The following is a 26587-nucleotide window of genomic DNA, read 5'->3' as shown; positions in this document are numbered from 1 at the left end:
GGCGCACGGGCTCCGCGGTCCCCGCCGGACCACCGACGCGCCGGGGCCCACCCCCCACCGCCCACTCGGGCCGATCGGAAACGAGTCCTCATGACCAGTCGTTCAGCCGCAGTCCCCACCGCGGGAGCCGTCGGTGTGCTCGGCACCGGTTCCTGCCTGCCCGGCGACGTCGTCACCAACGAGGAGGTGGGAGCACCGGCCGGGGTGACACCGGAGTGGATCGTCCGGCGCACCGGTATCCGGAGCCGCCGCCGGGCCGCGCCCGACGACGCCACCTCCGGTCTCGCGGCGACCGCCGCCCGTGCCGCTCTCCGGGACGCCGGGGTGGGCGCCGAAGACCTCTCCCTGATCATCGTGGCGACCTCCACTCCGGACTCGCCGCAACCGCCCACCGCCGCCGCGGTGGCCGCCGAACTCGCCGTCCCGCCCGGTACGCCCGCGTACGACATGAACGCCGTGTGCAGCGGCTTCGTCTTCGCCCTGACCACGGCCGAGCGGATGCTGCACGGCACCGGCGAACGCGCCCTGGTCGTCGGTGCCGACATCTACTCCCGCATCCTCGACCCTGCCGACCGGCGCACGGCGGTGCTGTTCGGCGACGGCGCGGGGGCCGTCGTCCTGGGGCCGGTCCGCGGCAGGGGTGTGCTCGCGACCCGTCTGGCGTCGTTCCCCGACGACCGGGACCTGATCCGCGTCCCGGCCGGCGGCTCCCGGATCCCGGCCTCGCCCGAGTCCCTCGCCGACGGACTGCACTACTTCACGATGGACGGCCGGGCCGTGCGCACCTTCGTCGAGGACCGGGTCGGGCCGATGATCCGCGACTTCCTGGACACCCACCTCGTCCGTGCCCAGGGCGAGCACGGGGCGCAGGGCGGGCAGGGGGCAGGCGGGGCGCGGTGGGCGGGTGGCGCGCGAGGAGAGGCAGAGCCCCGCGTCCACTTCGTGCCGCACCAGGCCAACGGCCGCATGATCGAGAAGCTGGCGGCCGACCTCGGCTTCGCACCGGACCGGACCCACGTGACGGCAGCGGACTTCGGCAACACCGGGGCGGCCTCGGTACCCCTCACCCTCGACCACGCCACCGACCGCCTGGCCCCCGGGGACCTCGTCCTCCTGGCGGGCTTCGGGGGCGGCATGGCCGCCGGACTCGCCCTCCTCGAATGGGAGCCCCCACCCGCGCCGACCCCCTGACCCCGACCGGCCGCGACGTCGCGCCGGGACCGGACCCCGGGGCCGGAACCCGCCCGGGCAGCCCCGACTGCGGCCCGACCGGGAAGCCCTGAGCACGCGGGGCCCGCAACCAGGTGTGCCGTCCACGCCTTCGGTGCTCCGGCGGTGCGGACGGCACACCCCTGCTCGGTCAGTGCCGCGAGGCGAACTCCACGAACGACGCCCATCCCGCGTGACCGACCGCGAGGGGCGGACGGCACACGTCCTTGGAGTCCCGCACGTGAACAGCCGGTTCCCCGATCGCGATCTCCACGCAGTCGTCGCCCTGCGTTCCGCTGTAGCTGGACTTGAACCAGGCGAGCTCCGTCATACCGCTGCTCATGGCTCTCCTCGGAGTCGCTCCAGCAGGTCCCTGGGCTCCTTCGGATTCAGGCCTGAGAGCGCAGTGTTTCATAGCGCTGACAGAGCAGGCTCATCTCTTTCGGGACGGAGATGAGGCGCCCGTTCTGCTGACCCTCGGAGTAGCCGAGTCGCCGTCCTTCCGAGGTCTCCAGGATGCGCACGGGACCGTCCAGACACCCATGGAACTCCGAGTCCGTGGGCACCACTTGCAACGTCACGTTCCTGGGCGCCGTCACCTCCAGCACATGATCGAGCATGCTCGGGTACACATGCGTCCCACCCAGCCTGCGCCGAGAGATGGACTCATCCACGATGAAGCTGAACGGCACGGTCGGTCGCTCCCGCATCATCGTCTGCCGAGCCAGTCGCGCTGCGAGTTGGGCGTCCCGCTGCTCATCGGTCAGCAGCGGGACGCTGTTGTCGAACACCGCCCGGGCGTACGCCTCGGACTGGAGCAGTCCCGGCACCAAGCGGCACTCGTACGTGCACAGGCTCACCGCTTCGCGTTCCAGCCCCGCCCACCGCCGGAACCACGCCGCCAAGCCGACCTCACCCCGCGTGAGATGACGGGCCGCCTTCCGCAGCGCGCCGGTGTTGCCCAGCGCCTGCTCCGCACGTTCCACGAACGACTCGTCCGGCATCCGGCGCCCCAACTCCGCCGACGCCACCGTGTGCTTCGAGTACCGCACCCGATCACCCAACTCCGCCCGACTCAGGCCCGCATGTTCCCGCAACGTCTGCACGAACGCCCCGAACGTCCGCGTACTGTCCGACGGATGCGGCTCCCGGTCCCAGCACTCCCCCGAACCGCCGCGCACGGCAGCACCCTCCCCGTCGGCCACGGTGCCGGGCCCGGCACCCGCCCCGGCACCGCCCTCGTCCCTCATATCCATCCGCTGCCCTCTCCGAACGCGCCGTGCCCTCACCACGACGGCCCCTGCCCCGCCGCCGCACTCACCCACCATCCTGACCCCGCACAAGGCGCGCCACCGCAGCCTCTGCCACGGCTTCGCCACCCTTCAGGGGGCCAACGGCTTCCAGTGGAGCGCCGACGTCGACGAGAGCTTCGAGTGGCTGATCGCCTTCGCCGACCGCGGCCTGCGCGCCGGATGAGTGCGCTTCCGCCGGGGTTCGGCCCACCGCCGGGCCCCCGGCACTCCGGCACCCCGATGCGTGGCCGTGCGCCGCTGAAGGCGGCCGGATGCGGCCTCCGTCAGCGGCGGACGGCGCGGACCACTGTGTCCAGGGCCGTGGCGTCCCCGACCGGACGCCGGGCCACCTCGGCCAGGACGATCTCGGCGTACGGCTCCCAGGCGGCGCGCACCTGCCCGACGCGGGAGAGCAGCCGCTCGTCCTGCGGGCCGCCGGTGCCGTGCTCCCGGTTGCTCACGTCGTGACCGACGAGGAGCAGGGTGCCGCCGGGCGCCGCCGCACGGCAGGCGCTCGCCAGCACCCCGTCCATCTCGGGGCGGGGCAGGTGCAGGTAGGAGATCAGCACCAGGTCGTAGGCGGCCTCCGCGGGGGTGTGGCGGGTGACGTCGGCGACCTCGGCGTGCACGGCGTCCGCGTGGAGCCCGGCCGCCTCGGTGATCCGGCGCACCGCCACGGGTGAGAAGTCGAGGGCGTCCACCTGCCAGCCACGGCTCGCCAGCCACGCCGCGTTGCGCCCCTCCCCCGCCGCCAGGTCCAGGGCCCGGCCGGGAGGCAGGCCTCCGACCTCCCGGGCCACCCAGCGGTTCGGCTCCGCCGACCACACGCGCTCCGCGGCCCGGTAGCGCGCATCCCAGTCGTCCGCGTCCATGCGTTCCTCCTCCGTACTCCGACCCGCCGGCGGCGCCGACCGGGTCGAGCGGATCGTCCGGCGGCTCACGCTACGGGAGCGGGACGGGTCGGGTGCCTGAGGGCTGTCCCGCACGTTCGACCGGCCGGAAGCGAGACCCGGAACCGGAGAGAAACCGACCGGACGGTATGCAGTCGCTCCCCACGGGGCTAGGCTGCTGCCGTCCGTGACGGAGAGGGCCCGGCGGCGCCGGGCGCTCAGCGACGAGAAGGGCCGCACCGTGGCAGTGGATCCCTCGGAAGCCGAGATCGCCCGGTTGGTGGCGGAGGGCCCGGACGGCCCGGTCGTCATGCTCAACCTGCTCCGCTTCAGACCCGACGGCCGGGCGTCGTACGAGGAGTACTCCCGGCAGGCCGGCCGTTTTCTGAAGAAGTACGGCGGCGAGGTGCTCCACGCCGGTGACGGGGGCACTCCCCTGGTCGCGGAGACGGGACAGTCCTGGGACGCGGTCCTGGTGGTGCGCTACCCGAGCCGGGCGGCGTTCGGCGCCATGGTCGCCGACCCCGAGTACCGGGCGATCACCCACCTGCGCACCCGCGCACTGAGCGAGGCCGTGCTCCAGCCGACCACGCCCTGGGGCACCCGCTCGCGCGGCTGAGCCCGTGGGGCCTGCCCGGCGACGTTCCCGGCGGCGGAGCCCCGGGCGGGGTCACGGCCTCGGCGGGGCAACCGTCCCGGCGGTGCGGACAGGAACTCGAGGGCCCCCTCCGCGTCCCACACTTCGGCCCAGGCGTCGCCCCTTGTCCGGCAGCAACCGCGGGCCCCGGCGGTACAGGTCCGCAGGGGCGGTGGTGCGGGTGTCCCTCGTGCCCCGTTCCGCAGCAGTTCGGACCGCCGGTCCGTTTCGTTTCCACTATACGGACCGAAGGTCCGCATAGTAACCGGTCGGCCTCGCCCGGGTTGCCCGCGGGGAGGTTGCGGCGAGCGCCGGCCTCCGCGACAGGGCAGCGGTGCTCCGGGCCCGTTGCCCGACGTCCGCGGTGCGGGCCGGCGTGACCGGCCCGCACCGGGCCGTGCGGAGATCGCCTACTGTGGTGGACCGGCGGGAGGACTCGCCGCGCCCCGGGCAGGCCACGGCATCCGCCCGGTCCCCGCACACCCACCGGACCCGTACCGCGGCAGAGGACGCCGCAGAAGGCACCCGCCGTGTTCGAGACGTACCTGCTGCCCGTCGAGGCCGCGGTTTCCCTGTTCCCGCTCATCACCGCCCTGATCATGGTCCCGGTGGCCATCCGCGGCTACCGCCGGCGCGGAAGGGCCGGCGGGTGGTCGGCCCTGGTCTTCTACAGCTTCGTCTTCTACCTGCTCGCCGCTCTGCTGCAGACCGTCATGCCGCTGCCGGCCGACACCAGCGCCCACTGCTCCGCCGTGCGTTACGCCGCCAGTCCGCAACTGGAGCCGTTCGCCTTCTACTCCACGGTGTCCACGGCCGCCGGCGGCGACTGGGACCCGGCGACGCTGTTCGTCCTGACGCCGACCTGGACCACACTGCTGAACGTCGCGCTGCTCTTCCCGCTGGGCATCTACCTGCGCTACCTCCTGCGGCAGAACCTGCTCCCCGCGACCGTCCTGGCGTTCACCGTCTCGCTGTTCTTCGAGACCACCCAGTACACCGGCCTGTGGTTCGTCTACGACTGCCCCTACCGGCAGTTCAACGTGGACGACCTGCTGCTGAACACCGGCGGCGCGGTCCTCGGCTGGCTGGTCGCCGGCCCCCTGCTGCGGCTCCTGCCCGCGAACGACCCGGACCGCGAGCGCTCCCGCTACGGCGACCGGGTCAGCGTGATCCGGCGGGCACTGGCCTTCCTCACCGACCTGGCCGGCTGGCTGATCACCTGGACGCTGACCACCGGCCTGATCGCCGTCGGAACCGACTGGCCCACCGGTCGGCAGTACGCCCTGCCCATCGGCACCGCGCTGGGCGTGCTCTGGTTCTGGTTGCTGCCCGCGGTGTTCGCCTCCACCCCCGGCAAGCGCGCCGTGCTGCTGCGCATCGCCCGGCCGGACGGGAGCAGGGCGGGGCCGGTACGCATCACGCTGCGCACCTGGATGCTGCACTCCCCCCTGGCGGTGGGCTGGTTGGCGGTCGCCGAGCACGTCGGCGCGGTCTCCGTCCCCGACCCGGTGGGGCCGCTGCTGCCGTACGCGGCGGTGCTCGCCGCCACGGTCGTGTGGGGCTGGTCGCCGATGGCGGTCCTGCCCCACCGGGACCGGACGGCCCCGTACGAGCGCTGGTCCGGTACGGCGAACCTCGCCGTACCGGGACGGCGGGACCGCGTACCGTCCGTCCCGGCGCAGGACGGGCCGGCCGACGGGCCGGACTCCTCCGCCGAGGCCGACGTCCCGGCGGGACCGCAGGAACGGTAGGACGCCGCACCTCGCCGACGCGGCCCTCCCCCACCGCGGCCCTCCCGCACCGCGTCCGTCCGGTGCCGCCCTCCGCACCCGGACCGCCCCCGCGCCCCCACCCGCGCCCACCACGGACCTCGCCGCGCCCCGGCGCCGGCGGGCGGGGCGGTGGTGCCCGCTGTACCGTGCCGGACCCGCGGGCACTCCGGCCACGCGGCGGTCCGCCCCCATGCGGAAGGCCCGCTGACGGGTTCGATGTGTGGATCTTGGTCCGCCATGCTGATGCGGACCCCGCGACACCGGCGCGGCGCCGGGCCGCGGGACGGGGTCCGGCGCGCGCTCGGAGAACGGGTGCGACGCGACGGCTTCCCCGCCGCGCTGGCCGCGGTGCGCGGCCGGGACATCACCGTGCGGCAGGCCCTCCAGCACGCCAGCGGGCTCCCCGAGTACGTCGAAGGTACTCGGCACCCACTTCCCGGCGCTGCGGGACGCCTGCACCGCTCCCCGCGCACTGCTGGACCTGGCGCTCTCCCGGAAGGCGGTCTTCGCGCCGGGCACCGAGTGGTCCTGCAGCAACACCGACTACCTGCTGGCGGGGCTGCTGGTGGAGAAGGTCACCGGCCGGCCGCCGGCGGAGGAGCTGACGGAGCGGGTGATCCGTCCCGCGGGGCTGCGTGCGACGTACTTCCCCGACGTCGGTGAGCGCGGCATCCGCCGGGCGCACCCCCGGGGGCTACCACGCCGAGGGACCGGACGCGCCGATGCGCGACATCACGAGGATGGATTTGTCCTGGGGATGGGCCGTGGGCCAGTTGGTCTCCACTCCACGGGACGTGAACCGCTTCCTCACCGCGCTGCTCGGCGGACGGCTGCTCGGGAAGGCGGAGCTGGCGCAGATGCGCCGCACGGTGGAAGCCGACCTGTGGCCGGGGGCGCGCTACGGGCTCGGACTGATGAGCACACCAGTGAGCTGCGGTGGTCTGGTCCGGGGCCACGGGGCGACATCCCCGGCTACGAGACCCGGGGCGGCGCGACCCGGGACGGTCGGGCCGTCTCCGTGGCGGTCACCGCGCTGCCCACCACGGACGCCGGCGGCGCGAACGTCCTGGCGGCCTTGGACGAGGCACTCTGCCACTGAGCACCGCGACGCCCGGGAGCGGCCACGTTTCCCGCACGCGGCGGCGGGGACCCGCGCGGGGAACGACGGAGCCGCGAAGAGGAGATACTGCCGTGGTCGACACCTCACCGGAGACCGACGCCCTGTGGGACGAGTTCCACCGCGTCGTGAACATGACCTCACAGGAACTGAGCGAGTGGCTGCGGACGGACACCGCGCTGGAGAACAGCGAGACGGTGCCGGACCAGGCCGGCACCCCCAAGGGGAGGCAGGTGCTCGCGGTGCTGCGCAAGCGGCGCACCGACCTCACCGACGACGACCTCCGGGTGATGGAGAAGGTCGTCGACACGGTGTCCTCCGAGCGACGGGAGGATCTGGAGCCCACCGCGGGCCAGGAGAACTGGCGGCACCGGCTGATGCGGCTGGGCCACGACCCGCTGAAACCCCCGCGATGAGCAGCGCGGCCGACCGGCGGACCGTGGAAGCGCTGCTGGACACGGCGGGCCGCACCTACGCGGCGCAGGCGGGCATCACCCTGCGCGACACCCCGCAGCCGTTGTTCCAGCTCACGGTGCTCGCCGACCTGCTGAGCGCGCCGATCCGCGCCTCGGTCGCCGTCGCGGCGGCCGAGGCACTGTTCCGGGCGGGGATGCGCAGCCCCCAGCCGATGGCGGAGGCGACCTGGCAGCAGCGGGTGGACGCGCTGGGCGAGGGCGGTTACCGGCGCTACGACGAGCAGACCGCCACCCGCCTGGGGCAGGCAGCGGAGACGGTCCTGGAGTCCTACGGCGGGGACCTGCGGCGGATGCGGAAGAAGGCCGACGGCGACCCGGACGAACTGCGACGGCTGCTGCGCGGGCTGCCGGGGCTCGGCCCGACCGGCGCGGACATCTTCCTGCGCGAGGTGCAGGAGGTGTGGCCGGAACTGCGGCCGTATCTGGACGCCAAGGCCCGCAAGGGCGCGGAGCGGCTGGGGCTGCCGGGCGACACGGACGCGTTGGCGGCACTGGCGCCCCGGGGTGCGACGGCGCGGTTCGCCGCCGCCCTGGTGCGGGCGGCGCTGGAGAAGGCGGTGGTGGAGGAAGTCCGGCGGGAGGCGGCGTGACCCCGCGGCCCGGCCGCCACGGGAGGACCGGTGACGCCCGGCCGGGCCGCGGGTCGGCCGGTCCCGGCCCGGGAGGGCGCGCGACGGGCGGTACCCGGCCGTACGCGGGAACAGTGTCAGGCCCTGCGGACGATACCTACGGTCGCGACGCGGCGGGCCGCTCGGCGGTGACGCGGCGGCGGCGGTACTTCGCGCTGATGGGGCTGTGCCTGCTGCTGTTCGTCGGCGCATGGGCGGTCGTGCGGCTCTACTCGGTGCCCCTGGCGATCGGCATGTGCGCGGTGGCGGCGGTGATTCCGCCGGTGGCCGCGGTGGTGGCCAACCGCAGGGGCCCGGAAGAGCCCTGGTGGGACGAGGACGGATCGACCGGCGACACGGACGGAGCACGCGACGCGGACGGCGGCACGGACGGGGACGCCCGGTGAGCGGGTCCCGGCCCGGTGACCGCCGGTCCGTGCTCCGCCCCAGCGCCGCCAGGCCGCGACGAAGACGGCCAGGCAGGCGATCGCGGCGTGGGGATGCCCCCGCGGTCCGAGGAGCACAACCCGGGGATACGGGTCCGCCGGCCCGCACATACCGAGGAACGCACAGCCGAACGACACGGCAGCAGTGAGGGAAGCAGCGGTCGGCGTCCCGAACCCTGCACGGACAAGCAGCGCCACTCCCAGGAGGACCAGCAGGTTCCGAGCCGACTCCAGCGCCGAGGGGATGTCCGCGAACCTTCGAAGGCGACATGCCCGTCCGGCACCAAGGTCTCCGGAGGCGGACACTTCTCCAACACCTTCCACTACGCCAACGGCGGCAACATCTACGACGCGGTGCGGGCCAACGTCCCGACGCGCACGGGCGACGGGGTGTGTGGCGCAGCAGGTCAAGGGCAAGGTACAAGCCATGGCGCTGTGCGTACCGGCCTGACGGACTGACGGCCGAGCACAGCCACGTGAGGCGCTGGGCGGGGTCCCCGCCGAGCGCCTCACGGCTGACTGCTCGTGGTCTTCTCGACAGAAGCGGGCGGCGCCGTCCCTGCCGCAACTCTCATCCGCCCAGGTGGGAGTCGGCGTGCGGAGGCGTTGGGTCTCGCTCACGCAAGCTCGAATCGATACTCCCGCACCGCTGGCGATCGCCCGGCATGATCGCTGATTGTGCTGCTGCGACGTGCCCGCCCGGGGTGACGCACGTGGTCGCCGTACCGCGCCTGCTGCCGAGGGGCGACCGGGGCAAGGACGCGGAGATCCGCGCACTGCGCCATCGGGGACGTGCGCATCCGTCCGGACCCGCGCACCTCCTCTTTGCCTGGTTCCGGGCGACGAACGGACCGAGAGCCGAGGTGGCTGAGGTTCCCGGGCTCTGCTGGAGTGATCGACCAACTGGTCAAGCCGGTCACCGAGTACGTCCGGTCCAAGGGCCTCCGCACCCTGCCACCCTCTCCAGGCGGACGCGGAAACCAATCGGAAGGCCACGCCCGAACCACCTCGGTGGATCAGGATTCAGGGTGCCAGCAGGTCGAGTTCCGCCATCGCTCCGGCGGTGATCTCCCGCGTCAGCCGCTCGGCCTCCTCCTCGTCTCGGTGCCGCACCGCCTCCGCGACCTGGACGTGCAAGGTCACCGCGGCCGGGTCGGGGTCGGTGAACATCACGTGGTGCTCGGTGCGCCCGCTGAGGACCTCGGCGACCACATCACCCAGCTTGGCGAACATCTCGTTGCCCGAGGAGGAGAGGATGACCCGGTGGAACGCCACGTCGTGGACCAGGTAGGCGTCCAGTTGCTGGCCGCGTGAGGTCGCCACCATGCCCAGAGCGTGCTCGGTCAGCTCGGCGCACTGCCCGGGATCGGCCAGCCGGGCCGCCAGCCCGGCGGCGACGGGTTCGACGGCCGAGCGCAGTACCGTGAGAGACCGCAGTTGCCGGGCCCGGTCGGCACCTTCCATCCGCCAGCGGATCACCTGGGGGTCGTACACGTTCCACTCCTCGGTGGGGCGTACCGTGACGCCGACGCGGCGCCGTGACGCCACCAGGCTCATGGACTCCAGGACGCGTACGGCTTCGCGCACCACCGTGCGGGAGACGTCGAACCGCTGCTCCAGTTCGTCGGTGCGCAGCACCGTGCCGGGAGGACAGCCGCCGGACGTGATCTCGGGACCCAGGCACGCCAGCAGCCGCGCGTGCAGTCCCTGCCCCTCACTGGTCATGGCTCTCCCGTGTCCGGCCCGCACTTCGTTTTCCCCCTGCTGCTCTCACCCTACGCGTCCGCGTGATCCCGCAAATATGTATGACTTTTGAGAGACAAGGACTTGAATACGTCGTACTCATGGGCTTGAGTGTGCTGCGGCATCGGGTCGAGGAAGACAGCGAGGTTCACGGATGTCCCCCTCCCAGTTCGTGGCCGTCATGGGCGTGTCCGGCACGGGCAAGTCCACGATCGGCAGACTGCTGGCGGACGAACTCGGGGCCCCCTGCGCCGAGGCCGACGCGTTCCACCCGCCGGCCGACATCGCGCGGACGAGCACCGGTGGCCCGCTCGACGACAGCGACCGGGAACCGTGGCTCGACGCGATCGGCGCCGGGGCCGCGGGACGCGGCGGGGTGGTGAGCTGCTCGGCCCTGAAGCGGGTCTCCCGCGACCGGCTGCGCTCCGGTTCCCCGCGTCTCTTCTTCGTCCATCTGACCGGCGATCGCGCGCTGATCGCCGAGCGGCTCGCCCAGCGCCGCGACCATTTCATGCCCGGTGCGCTGCTCGACTCGCGGTTCGCCCCGCTCGAACCGCTTCAGGCGGACGAGCTCGGCACCTCGATCCCCCTCACGGCGGGCCCCGAGAGCGTCACCGCACAGGCCGCTGCCGTCCTCACCGGCAGTCCCGGGTCCGGCCCGGACATCCACGGCACGGAGAATTCAATGGAGTGTTCTCATGGAAGCAATTGAGCCGGCGTACGGCACGGCAGCGCTGCTGCTGATCGCAGCGGGGGCCGTCGCCCTGCTGCTGTTCCTGATCATGAAGGTGAAGCTGCACGCCTTCGTGTCACTGGTCCTGGTGAGCGTGCTCACGGCGCTCGCCGTCGGCTTCCCGCTCGCCGACATCCCCGACGCGATGATGTCGGGATTCGCGGGCACCATCGGGTCGGTGGCCCTGCTGGTCGCCTTCGGCGTGATGCTGGGACGCCTGCTGGAGGTCACCGGCGGCGCGCAGGTTCTGGCCGACACACTGATCGGCAGGTTCGGGGAGAGCAGGGCGCCACTCGCCCTCGGCATCGCGGCCCTGCTCTTCGGGTTCCCGATCTTCTTCGACGCGGGCCTGGTCGTCTTCCTGCCCATCATCCTGACGGTGGCCCGCCGCTTCGGCGGCTCGCTGCTGCTCTACGCGCTGCCGGCGGCCGGCGCGTTCGCCGCCATGCACGCCATGACCCCGCCGCACCCGGGCCCGGTCGCCGCCGCCGAGGTGCTCGGCGGCAACATCGGCGTCACCATGCTGGTGGGCATCCCTATCGCGGTGCTCTCCTGGTACGTCGGCGTCATGCTCGTCTCCCGGTTCCTGGGCGCGCGCATCTACGTCCCGGTTCCCGAGGTCCTCTTCGGCGAGCAGAAGGACAGCCGCGGCCGCGGACCCTCGGACGGCGGGACGAAGACGCTCACCGGCGGCGGCAACGCCGCGGGCACGGACACCACGGGTGGGACCACGGCGGACACACACGCGAAGGACGGCGGGAACGCCACCGGTGGCGGACTCGGTGCGGAGCGGCAGCCGCCGACCTTCGGCACCGTGCTCCTGCTGCTGTTCGTACCGCTGGTCCTGATCTCCTTCAACACCGTCCTGGACACTTTGGTCACCGCAGGAGCGCTCGATGACGGGCAGGGCTGGGTCGCCTTCCTGGGGCTGCTCGGCAACACCCCGGTGGCGCTGCTGATCACCGTCCTCGTCGCCATCGCGATCCTCGGCCTCCCCCGGGCGTCGTCGATGTCCGAGGTCACAAGGACGCTGGACAGCGCCCTGGGCCCGATCTGCTCCATCATCCTGATCACCGGTGCGGGTGGGATGTTCGGCGGCATCCTGCGGCTCAGCGGCATCGGCACCGCGCTGAGCGACTCCCTCGCGGACCTCGGCATGTCGCTGATCGTCCAGGCCTTCGTGATCGCGACCCTGCTGCGCGTCGCACAGGGTTCCGCGACAGTGGCCCTGACCACCGCGTCCGGCCTGATCGCGGGCTCGGTCGCCGAGGCCGGACTGGGCGACTTCCAGATCGCGCTGCTGGTCGTGGCGATCGCAGCCGGCGCCACAGTCCTCTCGCACGTCAACGACTCGGGCTTCTGGCTGGTCAGCCGGTTCTTCGGCATGGACGAGAAGACCACCCTGAAGACCTGGACGGTGATGGAGACGACCCTCGGCCTGTCGGCCTTCCTGGTCGCACTGGGCCTGTGGGCCGTCGTTTGACCGGCTTACCCGGTCCGCAGACGACGGCATCACCGGACGAAAGGGGTGCGGGTTCCGTACGCCACGGAGCCCGCGCCCCTTCGGCCGTCCGTGCCCGGCCGCCGGTGCCGTAGCCACGGGCGGGAAGACTTCCGCCGGGCGGATCTGCGGCGCTACGGGCGGCGGGGACCCGCACCGGCCATCGTGGCGACGAGTACGGCCTTGATGGTGTGCATCCGGTTCTCCGCCTCGTCGAACACCACGGAGTGCTCCGACTCGAACACCTCGTCGGTGACCTCCAGCGACTCCAGCCCGTACCGGTCGTGGATCGCCCGCCCGACGGCCGTACCGAGGTCGTGGAAGGCCGGGAGGCAGTGCAGGAACCTGACGTCGGGGTTCCCGGTCGCCCTGAGCACCTCACTCGTGACCGCGAAGGGCGCCAGCGCCGTGATCCGCTCGTCCCACACCTCCTCGGGCTCCCCCATCGAGACCCAGACGTCGGTGGCCACGAAGTCGGTGCCACGCACCCCGGAGGAGACCTCCTCCGTGAGGGTGATCCGGGCACCGGTCCGCTCCGCGAGCTCCCGCGCCCGGTCCTGCACGCCCTGCTCGGGCCACAGCCCGCGCGGGGCGACAATCCGCACGTCCATTCCCAGCAGCGCCCCGGTGACGAGATAGGAGTTGCCCATGTTGCTGCGGGCGTCGCCGAGATAGGCGAACGCGATGCGCTCCAGCGGCTTGGCGCAGTGCTCCGTCATCGTGAGCACGTCGGCGAGCATCTGGGTGGGGTGCCACTCGTCGGTCAGCCCGTTGAACACCGGCACCCCGGCGTGCGCGGCCAGCTCCTCGACCACGGACTGGCCGCTTCCGCGGTACTCGATGCCGTCGAACATCCTTCCCAGCACGCGGGCGGTGTCCCTGGTCGACTCCTTGTGGCCGATCTGCGCCCCGGCCGGGTCCAGGTAGGTGGTGTGTGCACCCTGGTCGGCCGCGGCCACCTCGAAGGCGCAGCGGGTGCGGGTCGAGGTCTTCTCGAAGACGAGCGCCAGGTTACGGCCGGACAGCTGCGGCCTCTCGGTGCCCGCCCGCTTGGCGGCCTTGAGCCGGCCCGCCAACTCGACGAGGTGCCGGAACTCCTCGGGGGTGAAGTCCAGCTCCTTGAGGAAGTGGCGCCCCGTGAGGTCTGTCGCCATGGGATGGCTCCTAGGTCGGGTACACAGACCCGGAAGTATATACGGCGGAGCGCATGCCTATACGACCGGTACGGCGGTTGCCGCGAGCGGCCCCGCTCCCGCTCACACCGGGTCGCGCTCGACCGGGCAGCTCATGCAGCGCGGCCCGCCCCGCCCCCGGCCGAGTTCACTGCCCGGGATCTCCAGGACCTCGATGCCCTCCTTGCGCAGATGGGTGTTGCTCGTGACGTTGCGCTCGTAGGTCACCACCACCCCCGGCTCCACCGCCAGGACGTTGCAGCCGTCGTCCCACTGCTCCCGCTCGGCGGAGTGGACGTCCTGGACGGCCGTCAGCACCCGCACGGAATCCAGGCCCAGCGCCGCCGCGATCGCCCGGTGCATGTGCTCGGGCGGGTGGTCGGTGACCTTGAGCTCCTCCTCCTCGGCACCGGGCTCGATGGTGTAGGAGCGGAGCATGCCCAGGCCCGCGTACTGGGTGAAGGTGTCGCCGTCCACCATCGTCAGGACGGTGTCCAGATGCATGAAGGAGCGCCGCTTGGGCATGTCGAGCGCGACGATCGCGCGGGCGGATCCTGCCGCGAAGAGCGAGCGCGCCAGGGTCTCCACCGCCTGCGGGGTGGTGCGCTCGCTCATGCCGACCAGTACGGCTCCGTTGCCGATGACGAGGACGTCGCCGCCCTCGATCGTCGAGGGGTGGGTGCTCTCCCCTCGGGACCAGAAGGTGAAGTCGTCGCCGGTGAAGAGGGGATGGTGCCGGTAGATCGCCTCGAAGTGCACCGTCTCCCGCTGACGTGCCCGCCAGCGCATGGCGTTGATCGCGACCCCGTCGTAGATCCAGGCCGAGGTGTCCCGAGTGAAGAGGTGGTTGGGCAGGGGGTTGAGCAGGAAGTCGTCGGGCTCCGTCACGTGGAAGCGGACGGACACGGGCTCCGGGTTCCACCGGAGGAACTCCCGCTTGGTCTCGCCGCCCACCAGCACCCGGGCGAGCTCCGGCGCCGGCAGCCCGCCGTACGCGGCTCGCAGCCGCCCGGTGGCCAGCGGCCCGTACTCCTTCTCGTCGAACACCCGGTCCAGGACGAGTTCCCGGGCGGCGGGGGCGTCGAGCACCTCGCCGAGCAGTTCGTCGAAGAGGTGCACCTGGACGCCGCGCTCGCGCAGGAGCCCGGCGAAGTGGTCGTGCTCCTGCTGGGCCCGGCGGACCCACAGCACGTCGTCGAAGAGGAGGTCGTCCTTGTTGGTGGGGGTGAGCCGCTTCAGCTCCAGCCCGGGCCGGTGCAGGATCACCCGGCGCAACCGCCCGGCCTCGGAGTCCACGTGGAATGCCATGACCCCATCCTGGCCGAGCCGACCGGCGAACGCCCACGGGCCACCGGTGGCGGCCCGGCGCCGCTCACCCCTCCCGCCCGGGTGCCGACGCCTCCAGGCGGGCGGCGAGCCGGGCGATCTGCTCCGGACCGACGCGGCAGCAGCCGCCGACGAGCCGGGCCCCGTCCGCGCACCAGCGGTCGACCGCCTCCGGGGCGAAGGCCGGGAGACCGCGCCACCCGCCCCCGCGGCCGCTCCAGCCCTCGCCGCTGTTCGGGTAGACCACCACCGGCTTGCCCGAGACCTCCGCGGCCACCGGGACGGCACGTCCCGCTTCGGTCGGGTCGCAGCAGTTCACGCCCACGGCGAGGACCTGGTCGAGCCCCGCCGCGAGGGCGAACGCCTCGGTCAGCGGCTGCCCCGCCCGGGTCCGGTCGCCGGCCACGGTGTAACTGAGCCAGACCGGTGTGCCGCAGTCCTCGGCAGCCCGCAGCATCGCCTCCGCCTCGACCGTGTCCGGCACCGTCTCCAGGGCCAGGACGTCGGCCCCGGCGTCGACGAGGGCGGCCACCCGCGGCCGGTGGAAACGGACGAGTTCCGCGACGCTGCGGCCGTACCGGCCGCGGTACTCGCTGCCGTCGGCCAGCATCGCGCCGTAGGGGCCGAGCGAGCCCGCCACCCACACGGGCCGGTCGCCCGCCGCGGCGCGGGCCAGGCGCACGCTGCTGCCGATGAGCGCGGCCGCCGCCGCGCTCGCGATCCCGCGCCGGGCGAAGCCCTCGAACGAGGCCTGGTAGGCGCTACTGAGGAGGACCCGCGCCCCCGCCCGCACATAGGCGGTGTGCGCCGCGACGAGCTGCTCCGGCGCGTCGGCGAGCAGCCGGGCGGACCACAGCGCGTCCGACAGGTCGCAGCCCTGGTCGGCGAGCTGGTTGGACAGGCCGCCGTCCAGCGGCAGCGGACCGCGGGCGAGTGCGGCGGCGAGCGGGAGCGCGGGAGGTGTCACGACAGCTGGGACTGCACCTGCTCCGAGATCAGTTCGAGGTGGTCGAGATCGGCCAGATCGAGCATCTGGAGGTACACCCGGGAGGAACCGATCTCCTCGTAGCGTCCGATCTTGTCGACCACCTCGGCCGGGGTACCGGCCAGACCGTTCTCCTTCAGCTCTCCGACCTCCCGGCCGATCGCCGCCGCCCGGCGGGCGACCTCCGCGTCGTCCCGGCCCACGCAGGCCACCAGGGCGCTGGAGCAGACCAGTTCCTCCGCCGGGCGGCCGTGCTCCAGTGCGGCCGCGCGCACCCGGCCGAACTGGGCCTCGGTGTCCGCCAACGAGGCGAAGGGGATGTTGAACTCGTCGGCGTAGCGGGCGGCGATCCTGGGGGTGCGGACCTTGCCGTGCCCACCCACCAGCACCGGCACCCTGCTCTGGGCCGGCTTGGGCAGCGCGGGCGAGTCGGTGAGACGGTAGTGCTTGCCGTCGAAGCTGAAGGTCTCGCCCTCCGGAGTGTTCCAGAGGCCGGTGATGACCGCGAGCTGCTCCTCCAGTCTGCTGAACCTCTCCTTCGGGAACGGGATGCCGTAGGCGGTGTGCTCCGCCTCGAACCAGCCGCTGCCGAGGCCGAAGTCGATCCGGCCGCCCGACATGGCGTCCACCTGGGCCACCTGGATCGCCAGCACACCGGGAAGCCGGAAGGTGCCCGCCGTCATGAGAGTGCCCAGCCGGATGCGGCTGGTCTCCCTGGCCAGACCGGCGAGGGTGATCCAGGCGTCGGTCGGGCCGGGCAGGCCGTCCCCTCCCATGGCGAGGTAGTGGTCGGAGCGGAAGAAGGCGTCGAAGCCCAGCTCCTCGGTGGCCTTGGCCACCCGGAGCAGGGTGCCGTAGTCGGCGCCTTGCTGGGGTTCGGTGAAGATGCGCAGATCCATGCCCCCATGCTGCCCCCTCGCCCGCTGCCGGACCGAGCGGCCGGCCGCCTTCCGCCGGGGCGCCCTCCTCCTTCGCTGCCACCGAGTAGTTCCCCATCGCCGCCACCGTCCGTTCCTTCGCCTCGCCGAGCCGGGTGTGCCATCACGGTGCCCGGCCGCGACCGGGCCCGCCGGGCAGCCGCGATTGCGGTGGACGACCGGGCAACGGTGGAGAACTCGCTCACCCTTCGGGTGGAATCACCCGGGGCGGGCGGCCGGGAGGCACCGGACGCGGCTCACTCCGGTGCGTGCGGTGCGTCGCCGGAAGCGGCCGGCGCCGGGAAGCGGGACTCGTTGCGCTCGATCTTCGCGGCGAGCGCGGCGAGCGGATCCACATCGAGCACCTGGCAGAACTGGAGCAGGTAGGCCAGGACGTCGGCGACCTCGTCCTCCACCCGGCCGGCCCGCTCGGGGTCCGCCATCACCGCGGCGGACTGCTCGGGCGTGAGCCACTGGAAGATCTCCACGAGCTCCCCCGCCTCGACGCTCAGCGCGGCGGAGAGGTTCTTCGGGTTGTGGTACTGCCCCCAGTCGCGGGCCGCGGCGAACTCCGTCAGCCGGCGTTGCAGCGAGGCCGGCGTGTGCGACGAGGCGGGCGGAGCCGCCGGGACGGTCGGCGAACGGTCCTCGGGGGATGCGGACTCCGGGCGGTGCGCGGCTTCGGTGCTCATCCCCCAGGTCTACCACCGCCCGCGGCCGCGCCCAGCCGCAGCACCCGGGCTCCGGCGATCCGCTCGACCGGCGCCGCGTCCGACACCGAGCCCAGCAACCGGACCCGCCCCCGGCCGCAGGCGCGGGCGGCGAGGGCGAGCAGTTCGGCGGTCTGCCGCGGATCCATCTGCTGGTCGAGGCCGTCGGCGAGCAGCAGCAGGGGGCGCCCGTCCGACGGCCCCTCGGGTGCGGTGCTGCTTGCCAGCACCCGGGAGCCGGCAAGCAGCACCAGCGCCCAGGCGGTGCGGCGGAGTTCGCCGTCGGAGAGCCACTCAAGCGGCAGCGGCCCACCGGACGCGCCCGCGCCGGACCGGTCGCGGGCGTCCACCGGACGTGCCCCCGTCCGCACGGGGTCGGCGGCGGGGCCGGTGCGCACGGGGTCGGCGGCGGCCGCCAGCGCCGCGTCCACCGCCGCGAGGTCGGCGCGCACCCGCCGCATGACGGCGGTGATGTTGGCGCAGTCGCCGCGCAGTACGGAGTTCATCCCGCCCGAGGGTCTGCGCATGGCCTCCGGGCGCGGGTGGCAGTCGAAGACCGGACCGAGGGCGAGCAGCAACTGCTCGGCGCAGGCCAGCACCCGGAGCTGACCGGGCGTGGTGCCCGCGACGCGCAGCGGCAGCAGCGCGGTGGCCAGCAGGTCGTCGGGCAGCGGCGCCCGGGTGACGGAGGCGCTGCCCGCGGTGTGCCAGGCGGCCTGCACCACGCGGCGGTCCGGGTCACGCAACGCCGTGCTCAGGAGCATGTCGCCGTCGCAGGTCAGCCGCTCACCGACGATGCGCAGCGCGGGTTCGGCCTGGACGGCCACGTCGAGGCGGATCCGCCCGGCCGGTCCGTCCGCGGTGCAGCCGATCCGGAAGCCGCGCCGACCCGTGGGGTCCGGCCGCGCGCCGGCGGGGACGCATCCGGACGGACCGCCGGGCACGGCGGCGACCGCCTCGTGGACCGAGTCGCCGGCGGCCAGTCGGGCGAGGAGCGCGAAGGCCGCCAGCGCGCTGGACTTGCCGCTGCCGCTCGGGCCCGTCAGCAGGGTCAGGGGCGCGAGGGGGAGGTGGAACCGGGTGAGTGAGCGGAACGCCGAGATGCGCAACTCGGTCACGGCCGGCGGGGGCCCGGTTTCGCTCATACCGAGGAAGCTAGCGGCGGTCCGGTGCGCCGAACCGTTCCCGCCGGCCGTCATTCCTGCGAACGGGTGACCCCCGGGTCGGCGACCTCGGTGCCGGCCGGAGCCAGCAAAAAGACGTTGGTGTCCACCCGGTGCATCCCGCTCGCCAGTCCGAACACGACGCCACTGCTGAAGTCGAGCACCCGGCGGGCGACGTCGGCGTCGGCGGCGCTGAGGTCGAGCAGCACCGGGGAGAGGCCGATGAGGTGCTCGGCCACTTCCCGGGCGTCCGCGAAGCACTGGACGCGGATCACCACGAATTGCCGGTGTTCGTCGCCCTCCTGCAGTTCGGGCGGACGGCTGCCCGCGGGCCAGGTGGGCCACTCGTAGCCACCGCGGAGCGGGACGACCTCTGCCAAGGCCTCCCACTGCTGATCGGTCGGATCGCTCGATATGCGCATTCCGCGAGTGTAGGGAAAGCAGATCATTCGAGTGCAGAACCCGCCGCCCCGACGTGTCGCGGCGGCGGAGCGGGCGCCGCGGGGGGGGCGCCGCGGATACCGCCGGCCTCGCCCGCTCCCGCGACGTCGCCGCAGGGCTCCACGCCCAGGTGGCGCACCCCGGCCTCGGCGATCTTCCACAGCACGACGCCGTCGTTGCTGCCCACCGTCACCTCCGGCATCCGCGAGGGGAGCCGGAGCGGCTTCCGGCCTGATGAACACCACCCGCCCACGGGACGGTGTCGTCGGCCTCGCCTCCCTCGTCACCCTCGCCACCGCTGACGACGGCCCGCGACTGTCGTACTCGGCGGTGTTCTTGGCGACGGCCGCCTCGTGCGCGGCCGTCGCGTTGACGGCCGCGGCGCTGCCCGCGCCACGACAGGAACAGGACTCGTCCGCTACGCGGCGTGCGTGAGCCCCCGCAGCGACCCCCGTCCCACGAGCGCTGCCGAGCCGGCGTCGGGGTGGAGGCCGAGGCGAACCGCTCCGCCCCCACGGGCTCAGAGCTCCGGGTCGTCCGTCCGGGCTGCCAGATACTCGGCCAGCGCGTCCGGGATGCGCTCCGCGAGCGTCTCCCGCGTGGCCCGGACGGAGCGTTCGGCATCCGGCCGGCCGCTGAGCGAGGCCACGGCCTGCACCTGTCCGGTGAACCCCTCGCACCGCACGGTGTTCGCCCCTTTCGTACGGGTTCGGCTCTCCGTTCCCGGGTGGCCGCGCCGAAGGGGTCCATGCCGCTGCAAATCCTCCACACGGTACTTCCACACTGCTCGCACCTTCGAGGCATGAGTCCGCTCGCATCCGGGAACCCGTGCCGACCGACCGCAAACCCTCAATCGAAGCCGGCCGCGGGAGGCCGGCGGGAGGGGAATCATGAGCAGCACAATGGGTCTCGGCGGCCCCGGCGGTAAGGATCCGTTCGGTGACTTCCTCGCACGATTCTTCGGGAATCACGGCTCCGGGGGCAACCAGCCGGACCCCCGGTCCTTCGACTTCCTGCGGCTGATGAGCGAACCCGCACGGGAACTGGTCTCCTCCGCCGCCACCTACGCCGCCCAGCACGGCCACGCCGACCTCGGTACGGCGCATCTGTTGCGCGCCGCACTGAACGTCGAACCGACCCGCTCGATCATCCAGCGTGGCGGTACCGACCCGGAGTCCCTCGCCGAGCAGATTGACCGGCGGGCCGGGCAGGGGCCTGAGCGCAGCACCCTGGCCATCAGCCCCGCGGTCAAACGCGCCCTGATCGACGCCCACGACGTGGCCAGGTCGGACGGCAGTCCCTACATCGGCCCCGAGCACGTCCTGGTCGCTCTGGCGGCCAACCCCGAATCGATGGCGGGGCGCATTCTCAACGACGCCCACCTCACCCCGGACAGCAGCCCGCCTCCGGGCAGGAGCCGGTCCGGGCCGAGTGCGGGCACCGGCCGGGCGGGGCCGGAACCGGAGGGCCCGCGCCCCGGACCTGCGGGTTCCGAGGGGACGCCGACACTGGACTCGCTGAGCCACGACCTCACCCGGATGGCACGCGAGGGCCGGGTCGACCCGGTCATCGGACGCGACGAGGAGATCGACCAGACGATCGAGATCCTCGCCCGCCGCGGCAAGAACAACCCGGTGCTCGTCGGCGAGGCCGGAGTGGGCAAGACCTCGGTGGTCGAGGGCCTCGCCCAGCGGATCGCGGACGGGGACGTGCCGGACAGCCTGCTGGGACGCCGGCTGGTGCAGGTCGACTTCTCCGGCGTCGTGGCCGGTACCCGCTACCGCGGGGACTTCGAGGAGCGGCTCAAGGGCCTGATCGACGAGGTCAGCGCCCACTCGGACGAGGTGATCGTCTTCATCGACGAGCTGCACACCGTCGTCGGGGCCGGCGGATCGGGAGCCGGTGGCGAGGGCGGCTCGATGGACGCCGGCAACATGCTCAAACCCGCGCTCGCCCGCGGTGAACTGCACGTCATCGGGGCCACCACGCTGGAGGAGCACCGGCGTCACATCGAGAAGGACGCCGCGCTCGCCCGGCGGTTCCAGCCGGTGCTGGTCTCCGAACCCAGTACCGAGGAGTCGGTGGAGATCCTCAAGGGGCTCCGCGACCGCTACGAGGCCCACCACCAGGTCCGGTACAGCGACGACACTCTGAGCGCCGCCGTCCGGCTCTCAGACCGCTACCTGACCGGCCGGTTCCTTCCCGACAAGGCGATCGACCTGGTCGACCAGGCCGGGGCGCGTGCCCAGTTGCGCTCCAGCACCCGCGGCACCGACGTACGGGCCAGGGAGCGCGAGCGCGAGCAACTGCTGCGCGACAAGGCGCAGGCGGTCGCGGCGGAGGACTACGAGAAGGCGTCCCGGCTGCGCGACCGGCTGAACACGGTCGAGCAGGAGCTGGGGCAGGACGGCGGCGAGAATCCGTCCGCGGACCGCATCACCGAGGTCACCGTCGAGGACATCGCGGACTTGGTGTCGCGGCAGACCGGCATTCCGGTCAGCAGCCTCACCGAGCAGGAGCGCGAGCGGCTGCTCGGTCTGGCGGACCGGCTGCGGGAGCGGGTGATCGGCCAGGACGAGGCGGTCTCCGCCGTCGCCGACGCGGTGCTGCGGTCCCGGTCGGGACTGGCCAGCCCGGACCGGCCGATCGGCAGCTTCCTCTTCCTCGGGCCCACCGGTGTCGGCAAGACCGAACTGGCCCGGGCGCTGTCCGCCTCGCTGTTCGGGAGCGAGAACCGGATGGTCCGGCTGGACATGAGCGAGTACCAGGAGCGGCACGCCGTCAGCCGCCTGGTGGGCGCACCCCCCGGATACGTCGGCCACGAGGACGCCGGCCAGTTGACCGAGACCGTGCGGAGGAACCCGTACGCGCTGCTCCTGCTGGACGAAGTGGAGAAGGCGCACCCGGACGTGTTCAACATCCTGCTCCAGGTGCTGGACGACGGGCGGCTGACGGACTCCCAGGGCCGCCGGGTGGACTTCACCAACACGGTGATCGTGATGACCAGCAACCTCGGCTCGGAGGCGATCACCGGACGGGGCGGCGCGCTCGGTTTCGGCACCGGCGGTGAGGACGCCGACGAGCAGGCCCGACGGGACCGGGTGCTGCGCCCGCTGCGGGAGCACTTCCGGCCGGAGTTCCTGAACCGCGTCGACGAGACCGTCATCTTCCGGCAGCTGTCGGCGGCGCAGTTGCGCCGGATCACCGAGCAGTTGCTGGACGAGACGCGCGAGCGGCTCCGGGCGCAGGACGCGGACCTCGACTTCACCCCGGAGGCGGTCGACTGGCTGGCGGAGCGCGGCTACCAGCCCGAGTACGGCGCCCGCCCGCTGCGGCGCACGATCCAGCGCGAGGTGGACAACCGGCTCTCGCGGATGCTGCTGAACGACGAACTGCATCCGGGCACCCGGCTGCTCGCCGAGGTGCACGAGGGGGAGCTGAAACTGCGCCACCGTGCCCCCCGGGACCCAGCGGCGGCGGAGGGCCCCGCACCCGGCGGACCGGCTCCGTACGACGGCCCGTCCGGCGACGTGGAGGAGGCGGACGCCGACCGGCCGCGCAGCGGGCCCACCTGAGGTCCCGCGTCCGGGCCCCGCCGTTTCAGGGTCCGGACGCCCGTCAGGACCCGGCCCCTCGCGGCCCGGGCGACCACCGCGGCGGTCCCGGGACCCGCGCACCGGGCGGGCTCAGGCGAGGCGGTGGGCGCCCCGGGAAGGGAGCGCCGCGAAGATCCGCGGCGCGCGCAGTCCGGCCGCCGCGAAAGCGGCCAGGACCGCCTCGCTCACCGCGTCCCCGACGGCGTCCTCGGTGAGCACCAGCGCCGAGCCGCCGAAGCCGCCGCCGGTCATCCGGGCGCCGAGCGCACCGGCCGCGTGCGCCGACTCGACGACCAGATCCAGCGCCGGGCAGGAGACCCGCAGGTCGTCGCGGAGCGAGGCGTGCCCGGCGGTGAGCACCGGCCCGACCGCGCGCACCTCCCCGGCGTCCAGCAGCGCCCGCACCCGCTCCACACGGTGGTTGTCCGAGACGACGTGGCGCACGTACCGGCGCACCCGGTCCGGTCCCCCGTCGGCGGGCCCGCCCCCGCCGGGGTCGGCCAGTGCGGCCAGCGCCTCGTCGAGGCGGGCGTGCTCAATCTCGCGGAGGCTGCGCACCCCCAGGCGGGCGGCGCCTTCCTCGCAGCCCGCGCGGCGCTCCGCGTAGGCGCCGTCGCCCAGCGCGTGCTGGACCCGGGTGTCCACGACGAGGAGCCGCAGCCCGTGCGCGGCCGCGTCGAAGGGCACCTGGTGCCGGCTGAGGTCGCGGGTGTCCAGGTACAGGACGTGGCCCTCGACGCAGCAGGCGGCCGCCGTCTGGTCCATGACTCCGCAGGGCACGCCGACGTACTCGTTCTCGGCGCGCCGCCCGAGTTCCGCCAGCTCGGGGCGGGTCAGGCCGAGGCCGTACAGCGCGTCGAGGGCGAGCGCGGTGACGATCTCCAGGGCGGCCGAGGAGGAGAGGCCGGCGCCGACCGGCACCGAGGAGGCGAAGTGCAGGTCGGCGCCGCCTCCGATCGGGTGCCCCGCCTCCCGCAGCGCCCAGGCCACCCCCGCCGGGTAGCGCTCCCAGCCGCCGTCCGCGGAGGGTGCGAGGTCCGCAGTCCGCAGGGGGGCGATCCCGTCCCCGACGTCCGCGGAGTGCAGCCGCAGCAGCCCGTCGGTCCGCCGGGACGCCGCCGCGACGGTGGTGTGCGGCAAGGCCAGCGGCATGACCAGGCCCTCGTTGAGGTCGGTGTACTCGCCGATCAGGTTGACCCGTCCGGGTGCCGCCCAGACACCCTCGGGGCGGCTGCCGTACAGCGCGCGGAAGGTGTCGCTGGCACTCACCGCCGGGACCTCCCGCCTCGGGGCCCGACGGCGGCGGCCGGAACCTCCGCGGCCGGGCTCGCCACCTCGCGGAGGCGTGCGGCCGCCGTCTCGGGCAGTACGTCGTTGATGAACGCGTCCATGCCCGATTCGGAACCGGCCAGGAACTTGAGCTTCCCCGGCGCGCGCCGGACGGTGAAGAGCTGCAGGTGGAGGGCGAACTCCGCACGGTCCACCGGCGCGGTGCCGCCTGCTCCGGGCGGGCCGGCGGGACCCCCGCCCCCCGCGGGCCCGTCCGGGGTGCCGGTGCCGAACGGGGCCTGGTGCCAGGCGGCGATGTAGGGCGTGGGCGGTGCGTCCGGGCCGAAGACCCGGTCGAACCGGCGGAGCAGTTCGAGGTAGACGCCGGGGAACGCGGCGCGCGCCGCGTCCCCGAGGGCCCGCAGGTCCGGGACCCGCTGCCGGGGGTGCAGGTGCACCTCGTACGGCCAGCGCGCGGCGTACGGGACGTAGGCCACCCAGTGCTCCGCTTCGAGGACCAGCCGGGTCCGGTCGGCGAGTTCGCGGGCGAGGAGGTCGTCGAAGAGGTTGCCGCCGGTGGCACGCGCGTGCCGGTCCAGGGCGGCGAGCATCGCGGCGGTGCGCCGGGTGACGTAGGGGTAGGCGTAGATCTGGCCGTGCGGGTGGCCGAGCGTCACGCCGATCTCCGCACCGCGGTTCTCGAAGCAGAACACCTGCGTCACCCGGGGCAGTTCGGCGAGCACGGCGGTGCGGTCGGTCCAGGCGGCCAGGACGAGGGCGGCCTGCTCCTCGGAGAGTTCCGCGAACGAGGCGTGGTGGTCGGAGGTGAAGCAGACCACCTCGCAGCGCCCGAGGTCGCCGGCCAGGGAGGGGAAGCGGTTCTCGAAGACCACCACGTCGTAGTCGGACGCCGGGATCTCGCTGCGCCGGTCGGCCGCGGAGGGGCAGAGCGGGCACTCGTCGGCCGGCGGATGGTACGTGCGCCCCTGCCGGTGGGAGGCGATGCACACGTCGTCGCCGAGCAGCGGGTCGTGGCGGACCTCGGAGGCCGTCGCCACCAGGTCGAACGGGCGCTCGTCCACCGTGTCGCGGACGGTGCCCTCGTCCCGGTCGTAGTAGAGCAGTTCCCGGCCGTCCGCCAGCCGGATCGCGGTCTTCCGCACGCCACCTCCCTGATTCGTGCCCGGGGGCCGCCCCGCGCTCTCCGGCGGGCGCGCGCACGGCGCCGGTCGCGGTGCCTCGCAGGACGTGCGCCCGGTGGGGAGCCGCGGGAGCCCTCGGCACAGCCAAGCACACCCGACCGACTTCTGTACATCGTTGTAACCCGCGATGCGGCCCCTCGTCACCCGTACGGCGCGGCGCCCCCGCCCGGAGGCCGGTGCGGCGGCGGAGACCGGCTTGCCAGCGGTCGGCCGGGAGACGTATAACGTGGCAAGCCCAGCGGCCGAGCCCCCCTGAGCCCGGTCCGTCGCGGGTCCTCGACCGGCCGGCACGGACCCGGGTCGCGGGTGGAGCCCGGGCCATCGACCGGAGGGAACGTCGTGCGGGTCAGCCTCAAGGACGTCGCACTGCGTGCGGGCGTGTCGGTCAAGACCGTCTCGAATGTGGTGAACAACTACCAGCACGTCACTCCGGGAATGCGGGCCCGGGTGCAGTCGGCGATCGACGAGCTGGGCTACCGGCCGAACCTGGCGGCCCGGCACCTGCGCAAGGGGCGCACCGGGATCATCGCGCTGGCCCTGCCCGAGCTGGGGAACCCGTACTTCGCCGAGCTGGCGGCGGCGGTGGTGGACGCCGCCGCGGAGCAGGAGTACATCGTGCTGCTGGACCACACCGGCGGGCGCCGGGAGCAAGAGGTGCTGGTGAGCCAGGGCTTCCGGGCCCGGGTGATCGACGGCCTGATCCTCGACCCGATCGAGCTGGAGCACGAGGATCTGGCGGACCGCACCGAGAACGTGCCGCTGGTACTGCTCGGTGAACGCTCCTACGACCTGCCGTACGACCACATCGCCATCGACAACGTCGCCGCCGCCCGGACGGCCGTCGGGCACCTGGCCGCGCTGGGCCGCCGGGAGATCGCCTTCCTCGGCGCCCGCAGGGGCCAAAGCCAGCCCGCGCGCCTGCGGTTGCAGGGGTGGCGCGAGGAACTGCGGGCCCGCGAGCTGCCGGCGAACGAGGAGCTGGTGGGCACTACGGACGGCTGGGGGCACGCCGACGGGGCGCGGGCGATGGCCGCGCTGCTGGACTCCGGTCGTCGCCCGGACGCGGTCTTCGCGTACAACGACCTGATCGCGATCGGCGCGATGCGGGTGCTCTCCGAGCGCGGTCTCCGGGTCCCGGCGGACGTCGCCGTGGTCGGGTTCGACGACGTGATCGAGGGCCGCTACGGCGCGGTGACGCTCACCTCCGTCTCACCCGACAAGGGCGCCATCGCCCGGTTGGCCGTGGAGTCGGTACTGGCCCGGCTGAACGGCGAGGAGCACACGGCGGCCCGGCTCCAGGCGGGCTACAGCCTGATCGTCCGCGAGAGCAGCCGCGGCAGCCGCTGACCGGGAAGTGCCGACGGACGTCTGCCCACCCGCCG

Annotated in this window: 26 protein-coding genes and 2 pseudogenes; 13 read left to right on the top strand and 15 right to left on the bottom strand. The window is 73.4% G+C overall.

Going from position 1 to position 26587, the window contains the following annotated elements; all coding sequences use genetic code 11:
• Positions 1-90: 90 nt before the first annotated feature.
• Positions 91-1191 carry a ketoacyl-ACP synthase III gene (locus H300_RS0107915; protein ID WP_051269734.1) on the top strand — a complete coding sequence of 367 codons (1101 nt, stop codon included), beginning with the start codon at positions 91-93 and terminating at the stop codon, positions 1189-1191.
• 169 nt (positions 1192-1360) lie between these two features.
• On the opposite strand, the gene H300_RS0107910 is transcribed toward H300_RS0107915, so the two are convergent.
• Together H300_RS0107910 and H300_RS25640 are read right to left on the bottom strand one after the other, a co-directional pair.
• On the bottom strand, positions 1361-1552 hold the full coding sequence (locus tag H300_RS0107910) for a DUF397 domain-containing protein (RefSeq protein ID WP_028426999.1): 192 nt from the start codon (positions 1550-1552) through the stop codon (positions 1361-1363).
• A pseudogene (locus H300_RS25640) lies at positions 1549-2465 on the bottom strand (helix-turn-helix domain-containing protein). Before H300_RS25640 ends, H300_RS0107910 begins: the two are co-directional and overlap by 4 nt.
• A gap of 10 nt (positions 2466-2475) precedes the next feature.
• Between H300_RS25640 and H300_RS32265 the strand changes: the two are divergent.
• Positions 2476-2685 (top strand): annotated as a pseudogene (locus H300_RS32265) (TetR-like C-terminal domain-containing protein); the annotation flags it as partial.
• 100 nt (positions 2686-2785) lie between these two features.
• On the opposite strand, the gene H300_RS0107895 reads toward H300_RS32265, so the two are convergent.
• Positions 2786-3373: a class I SAM-dependent methyltransferase gene (locus tag H300_RS0107895; protein WP_028426997.1), complete on the bottom strand. Its 588-nt coding sequence runs from the start codon at positions 3371-3373 to the stop codon at positions 2786-2788.
• A 205-nt stretch (positions 3374-3578) separates the two neighbouring features.
• Between H300_RS0107895 and H300_RS0107885 the strand changes: the two genes are divergently transcribed.
• From H300_RS0107885 to H300_RS32260, 6 genes are all read left to right on the top strand, one after another.
• On the top strand, positions 3579-4010 hold the full coding sequence (locus H300_RS0107885; protein ID WP_486583632.1) for a DUF1330 domain-containing protein: 432 nt from the start codon (positions 3579-3581) through the stop codon (positions 4008-4010).
• A 548-nt stretch (positions 4011-4558) separates the two neighbouring features.
• The gene (locus H300_RS25635) at positions 4559-5779 is read left to right on the top strand and encodes a VanZ family protein (RefSeq protein WP_051269730.1); all 1221 of its coding nucleotides are present in this window, start codon (positions 4559-4561) and stop codon (positions 5777-5779) included.
• A gap of 463 nt (positions 5780-6242) precedes the next feature.
• Entirely contained in the window at positions 6243-6899 is a 657-nt protein-coding gene (locus H300_RS29915; RefSeq protein WP_078515799.1) for a serine hydrolase domain-containing protein, read from the top strand.
• Positions 6900-6991: 92 nt separating this feature from the next.
• On the top strand, positions 6992-7333 hold the full coding sequence (locus H300_RS0107870; RefSeq protein WP_028426995.1) for a DUF3140 domain-containing protein: 342 nt from the start codon (positions 6992-6994) through the stop codon (positions 7331-7333).
• Complete coding sequence (locus tag H300_RS0107865; RefSeq protein WP_028426994.1) at positions 7330-7983, top strand: endonuclease; 654 nt, start codon at positions 7330-7332, stop codon at positions 7981-7983. The genes H300_RS0107870 and H300_RS0107865 overlap by 4 nt, the downstream gene beginning before the upstream one ends.
• Positions 7984-8180: 197 nt before the next feature.
• Positions 8181-8408, top strand: coding sequence for a hypothetical protein (locus H300_RS32260; RefSeq protein WP_051269758.1), 228 nt, complete (start codon positions 8181-8183; stop codon positions 8406-8408).
• A gap of 1062 nt (positions 8409-9470) precedes the next feature.
• Here H300_RS32260 and H300_RS0107855 read toward each other — a convergent pair.
• Complete coding sequence (locus H300_RS0107855) at positions 9471-10172, bottom strand: FCD domain-containing protein (RefSeq protein WP_028426993.1); 702 nt, start codon at positions 10170-10172, stop codon at positions 9471-9473.
• Between the two features lie 172 nt (positions 10173-10344).
• Here H300_RS0107855 and H300_RS25620 point away from each other — a divergent pair, with 172 nt between their 5' ends.
• Together H300_RS25620 and H300_RS0107845 are read left to right on the top strand one after the other, a co-directional pair.
• Entirely contained in the window at positions 10345-10902 is a 558-nt protein-coding gene (locus tag H300_RS25620; RefSeq protein ID WP_051269723.1) for a gluconokinase, read from the top strand.
• Positions 10889-12406: a GntP family permease gene (locus H300_RS0107845; RefSeq protein ID WP_028426992.1), complete on the top strand. Its 1518-nt coding sequence runs from the start codon at positions 10889-10891 to the stop codon at positions 12404-12406. The genes H300_RS25620 and H300_RS0107845 overlap by 14 nt, the downstream gene beginning before the upstream one ends.
• Before the next feature lie 152 nt (positions 12407-12558).
• Here H300_RS0107845 and argF read toward each other — a convergent pair whose 3' ends face one another.
• The 8 genes from argF to H300_RS0107805 all read right to left on the bottom strand — a co-directional run bounded on the left by argF (position 12559) and on the right by H300_RS0107805 (position 19325).
• Positions 12559-13578, bottom strand: a complete 1020-nt coding sequence (gene argF, locus H300_RS0107840; RefSeq protein ID WP_028426991.1) for an ornithine carbamoyltransferase — start codon at positions 13576-13578, stop codon at positions 12559-12561.
• A gap of 102 nt (positions 13579-13680) precedes the next feature.
• On the bottom strand, positions 13681-14904 hold the full coding sequence (locus H300_RS0107835; protein ID WP_028426990.1) for an arginine deiminase: 1224 nt from the start codon (positions 14902-14904) through the stop codon (positions 13681-13683).
• Between the two features lie 64 nt (positions 14905-14968).
• The gene (mmuM, locus tag H300_RS0107830) at positions 14969-15889 is read right to left on the bottom strand and encodes a homocysteine S-methyltransferase (protein WP_028426989.1); all 921 of its coding nucleotides are present in this window, start codon (positions 15887-15889) and stop codon (positions 14969-14971) included.
• Entirely contained in the window at positions 15886-16806 is a 921-nt protein-coding gene (locus tag H300_RS0107825) for an LLM class F420-dependent oxidoreductase (RefSeq protein WP_028426988.1), read from the bottom strand. Before H300_RS0107825 ends, mmuM begins: the two co-directional genes overlap by 4 nt.
• A gap of 275 nt (positions 16807-17081) precedes the next feature.
• On the bottom strand, positions 17082-17516 hold the full coding sequence (locus H300_RS0107820; protein WP_078515797.1) for a nucleotide pyrophosphohydrolase: 435 nt from the start codon (positions 17514-17516) through the stop codon (positions 17082-17084).
• Positions 17513-18679: a hypothetical protein gene (locus tag H300_RS25615; RefSeq protein ID WP_037979526.1), complete on the bottom strand. Its 1167-nt coding sequence runs from the start codon at positions 18677-18679 to the stop codon at positions 17513-17515. The genes H300_RS0107820 and H300_RS25615 overlap by 4 nt, the downstream gene beginning before the upstream one ends.
• 50 nt (positions 18680-18729) lie before the next feature.
• Entirely contained in the window at positions 18730-19119 is a 390-nt protein-coding gene (locus tag H300_RS0107810; protein ID WP_028426986.1) for a cell division protein SepF, read from the bottom strand.
• 23 nt (positions 19120-19142) lie between these two features.
• Positions 19143-19325 (bottom strand): hypothetical protein, encoded by a 183-nt coding sequence (locus tag H300_RS0107805; protein WP_199779150.1) that lies wholly within the window; start codon positions 19323-19325, stop codon positions 19143-19145.
• Between the two features lie 47 nt (positions 19326-19372).
• Here H300_RS0107805 and H300_RS0107800 point away from each other — a divergent pair, with 47 nt between their 5' ends.
• Positions 19373-19573, top strand: a complete 201-nt coding sequence (locus tag H300_RS0107800) for a hypothetical protein (protein WP_028426984.1) — start codon at positions 19373-19375, stop codon at positions 19571-19573.
• Between the two features lie 85 nt (positions 19574-19658).
• Here H300_RS0107800 and H300_RS32255 read toward each other — a convergent pair whose 3' ends face one another.
• Positions 19659-19787 carry a hypothetical protein gene (locus tag H300_RS32255; protein WP_486583629.1) on the bottom strand — a complete coding sequence of 43 codons (129 nt, stop codon included), beginning with the start codon at positions 19785-19787 and terminating at the stop codon, positions 19659-19661.
• A 241-nt stretch (positions 19788-20028) separates the two neighbouring features.
• Between H300_RS32255 and H300_RS25610 the strand changes: the two genes are divergently transcribed.
• Positions 20029-22713 (top strand): ATP-dependent Clp protease ATP-binding subunit, encoded by a 2685-nt coding sequence (locus tag H300_RS25610; RefSeq protein ID WP_106966749.1) that lies wholly within the window; start codon positions 20029-20031, stop codon positions 22711-22713.
• A gap of 111 nt (positions 22714-22824) precedes the next feature.
• On the opposite strand, the gene galK is transcribed toward H300_RS25610, so the two are convergent.
• On the bottom strand, positions 22825-24003 hold the full coding sequence (galK, locus tag H300_RS0107785) for a galactokinase (protein WP_028426983.1): 1179 nt from the start codon (positions 24001-24003) through the stop codon (positions 22825-22827).
• Complete coding sequence (gene galT, locus H300_RS25605; protein WP_051269720.1) at positions 24000-25166, bottom strand: galactose-1-phosphate uridylyltransferase; 1167 nt, start codon at positions 25164-25166, stop codon at positions 24000-24002. The genes galK and galT overlap by 4 nt, the downstream gene beginning before the upstream one ends.
• A 378-nt stretch (positions 25167-25544) precedes the next feature.
• Between galT and H300_RS0107775 the strand changes: the two genes are divergently transcribed.
• Positions 25545-26552 (top strand): LacI family DNA-binding transcriptional regulator, encoded by a 1008-nt coding sequence (locus H300_RS0107775; protein ID WP_028426982.1) that lies wholly within the window; start codon positions 25545-25547, stop codon positions 26550-26552.
• The last annotated feature ends 35 nt before the right edge of the window (positions 26553-26587 follow it).

It is taken from the genome of Streptomyces sp. TAA040 (assembly GCF_000424845.1).
Note: the sequence above shows the minus strand (reverse complement) of the source record. Positions and strands in the feature narration are given on the sequence as shown.

Coding starts and splice junctions, on each gene's coding strand:
- H300_RS0107855 (WP_028426993.1), bottom strand. CDS start 10,172: ATGACCAGTGAGGGGCAGGGACTGCACGCGCGGCTGCTGGCGTGCCTG.
- H300_RS0107835 (WP_028426990.1), bottom strand. CDS start 14,904: ATGGCATTCCACGTGGACTCCGAGGCCGGGCGGTTGCGCCGGGTGATC.
- H300_RS0107915 (WP_051269734.1), top strand. CDS start 91: ATGACCAGTCGTTCAGCCGCAGTCCCCACCGCGGGAGCCGTCGGTGTG.
- H300_RS0107910 (WP_028426999.1), bottom strand. CDS start 1,552: ATGAGCAGCGGTATGACGGAGCTCGCCTGGTTCAAGTCCAGCTACAGC.
- argF (WP_028426991.1), bottom strand. CDS start 13,578: ATGGCGACAGACCTCACGGGGCGCCACTTCCTCAAGGAGCTGGACTTC.
- H300_RS0107865 (WP_028426994.1), top strand. CDS start 7,330: ATGAGCAGCGCGGCCGACCGGCGGACCGTGGAAGCGCTGCTGGACACG.
- H300_RS25615 (WP_037979526.1), bottom strand. CDS start 18,679: ATGAGCGAAACCGGGCCCCCGCCGGCCGTGACCGAGTTGCGCATCTCG.
- H300_RS0107845 (WP_028426992.1), top strand. CDS start 10,889: ATGGAAGCAATTGAGCCGGCGTACGGCACGGCAGCGCTGCTGCTGATC.
- H300_RS32260 (WP_051269758.1), top strand. CDS start 8,181: ATGGGGCTGTGCCTGCTGCTGTTCGTCGGCGCATGGGCGGTCGTGCGG.
- H300_RS0107825 (WP_028426988.1), bottom strand. CDS start 16,806: ATGGATCTGCGCATCTTCACCGAACCCCAGCAAGGCGCCGACTACGGC.
- H300_RS0107895 (WP_028426997.1), bottom strand. CDS start 3,373: ATGGACGCGGACGACTGGGATGCGCGCTACCGGGCCGCGGAGCGCGTG.
- H300_RS0107820 (WP_078515797.1), bottom strand. CDS start 17,516: ATGAGCACCGAAGCCGCGCACCGCCCGGAGTCCGCATCCCCCGAGGAC.
- H300_RS0107810 (WP_028426986.1), bottom strand. CDS start 19,119: ATGCGCATATCGAGCGATCCGACCGATCAGCAGTGGGAGGCCTTGGCA.
- H300_RS0107800 (WP_028426984.1), top strand. CDS start 19,373: ATGAACACCACCCGCCCACGGGACGGTGTCGTCGGCCTCGCCTCCCTC.
- H300_RS25620 (WP_051269723.1), top strand. CDS start 10,345: ATGTCCCCCTCCCAGTTCGTGGCCGTCATGGGCGTGTCCGGCACGGGC.
- H300_RS25610 (WP_106966749.1), top strand. CDS start 20,029: ATGAGCAGCACAATGGGTCTCGGCGGCCCCGGCGGTAAGGATCCGTTC.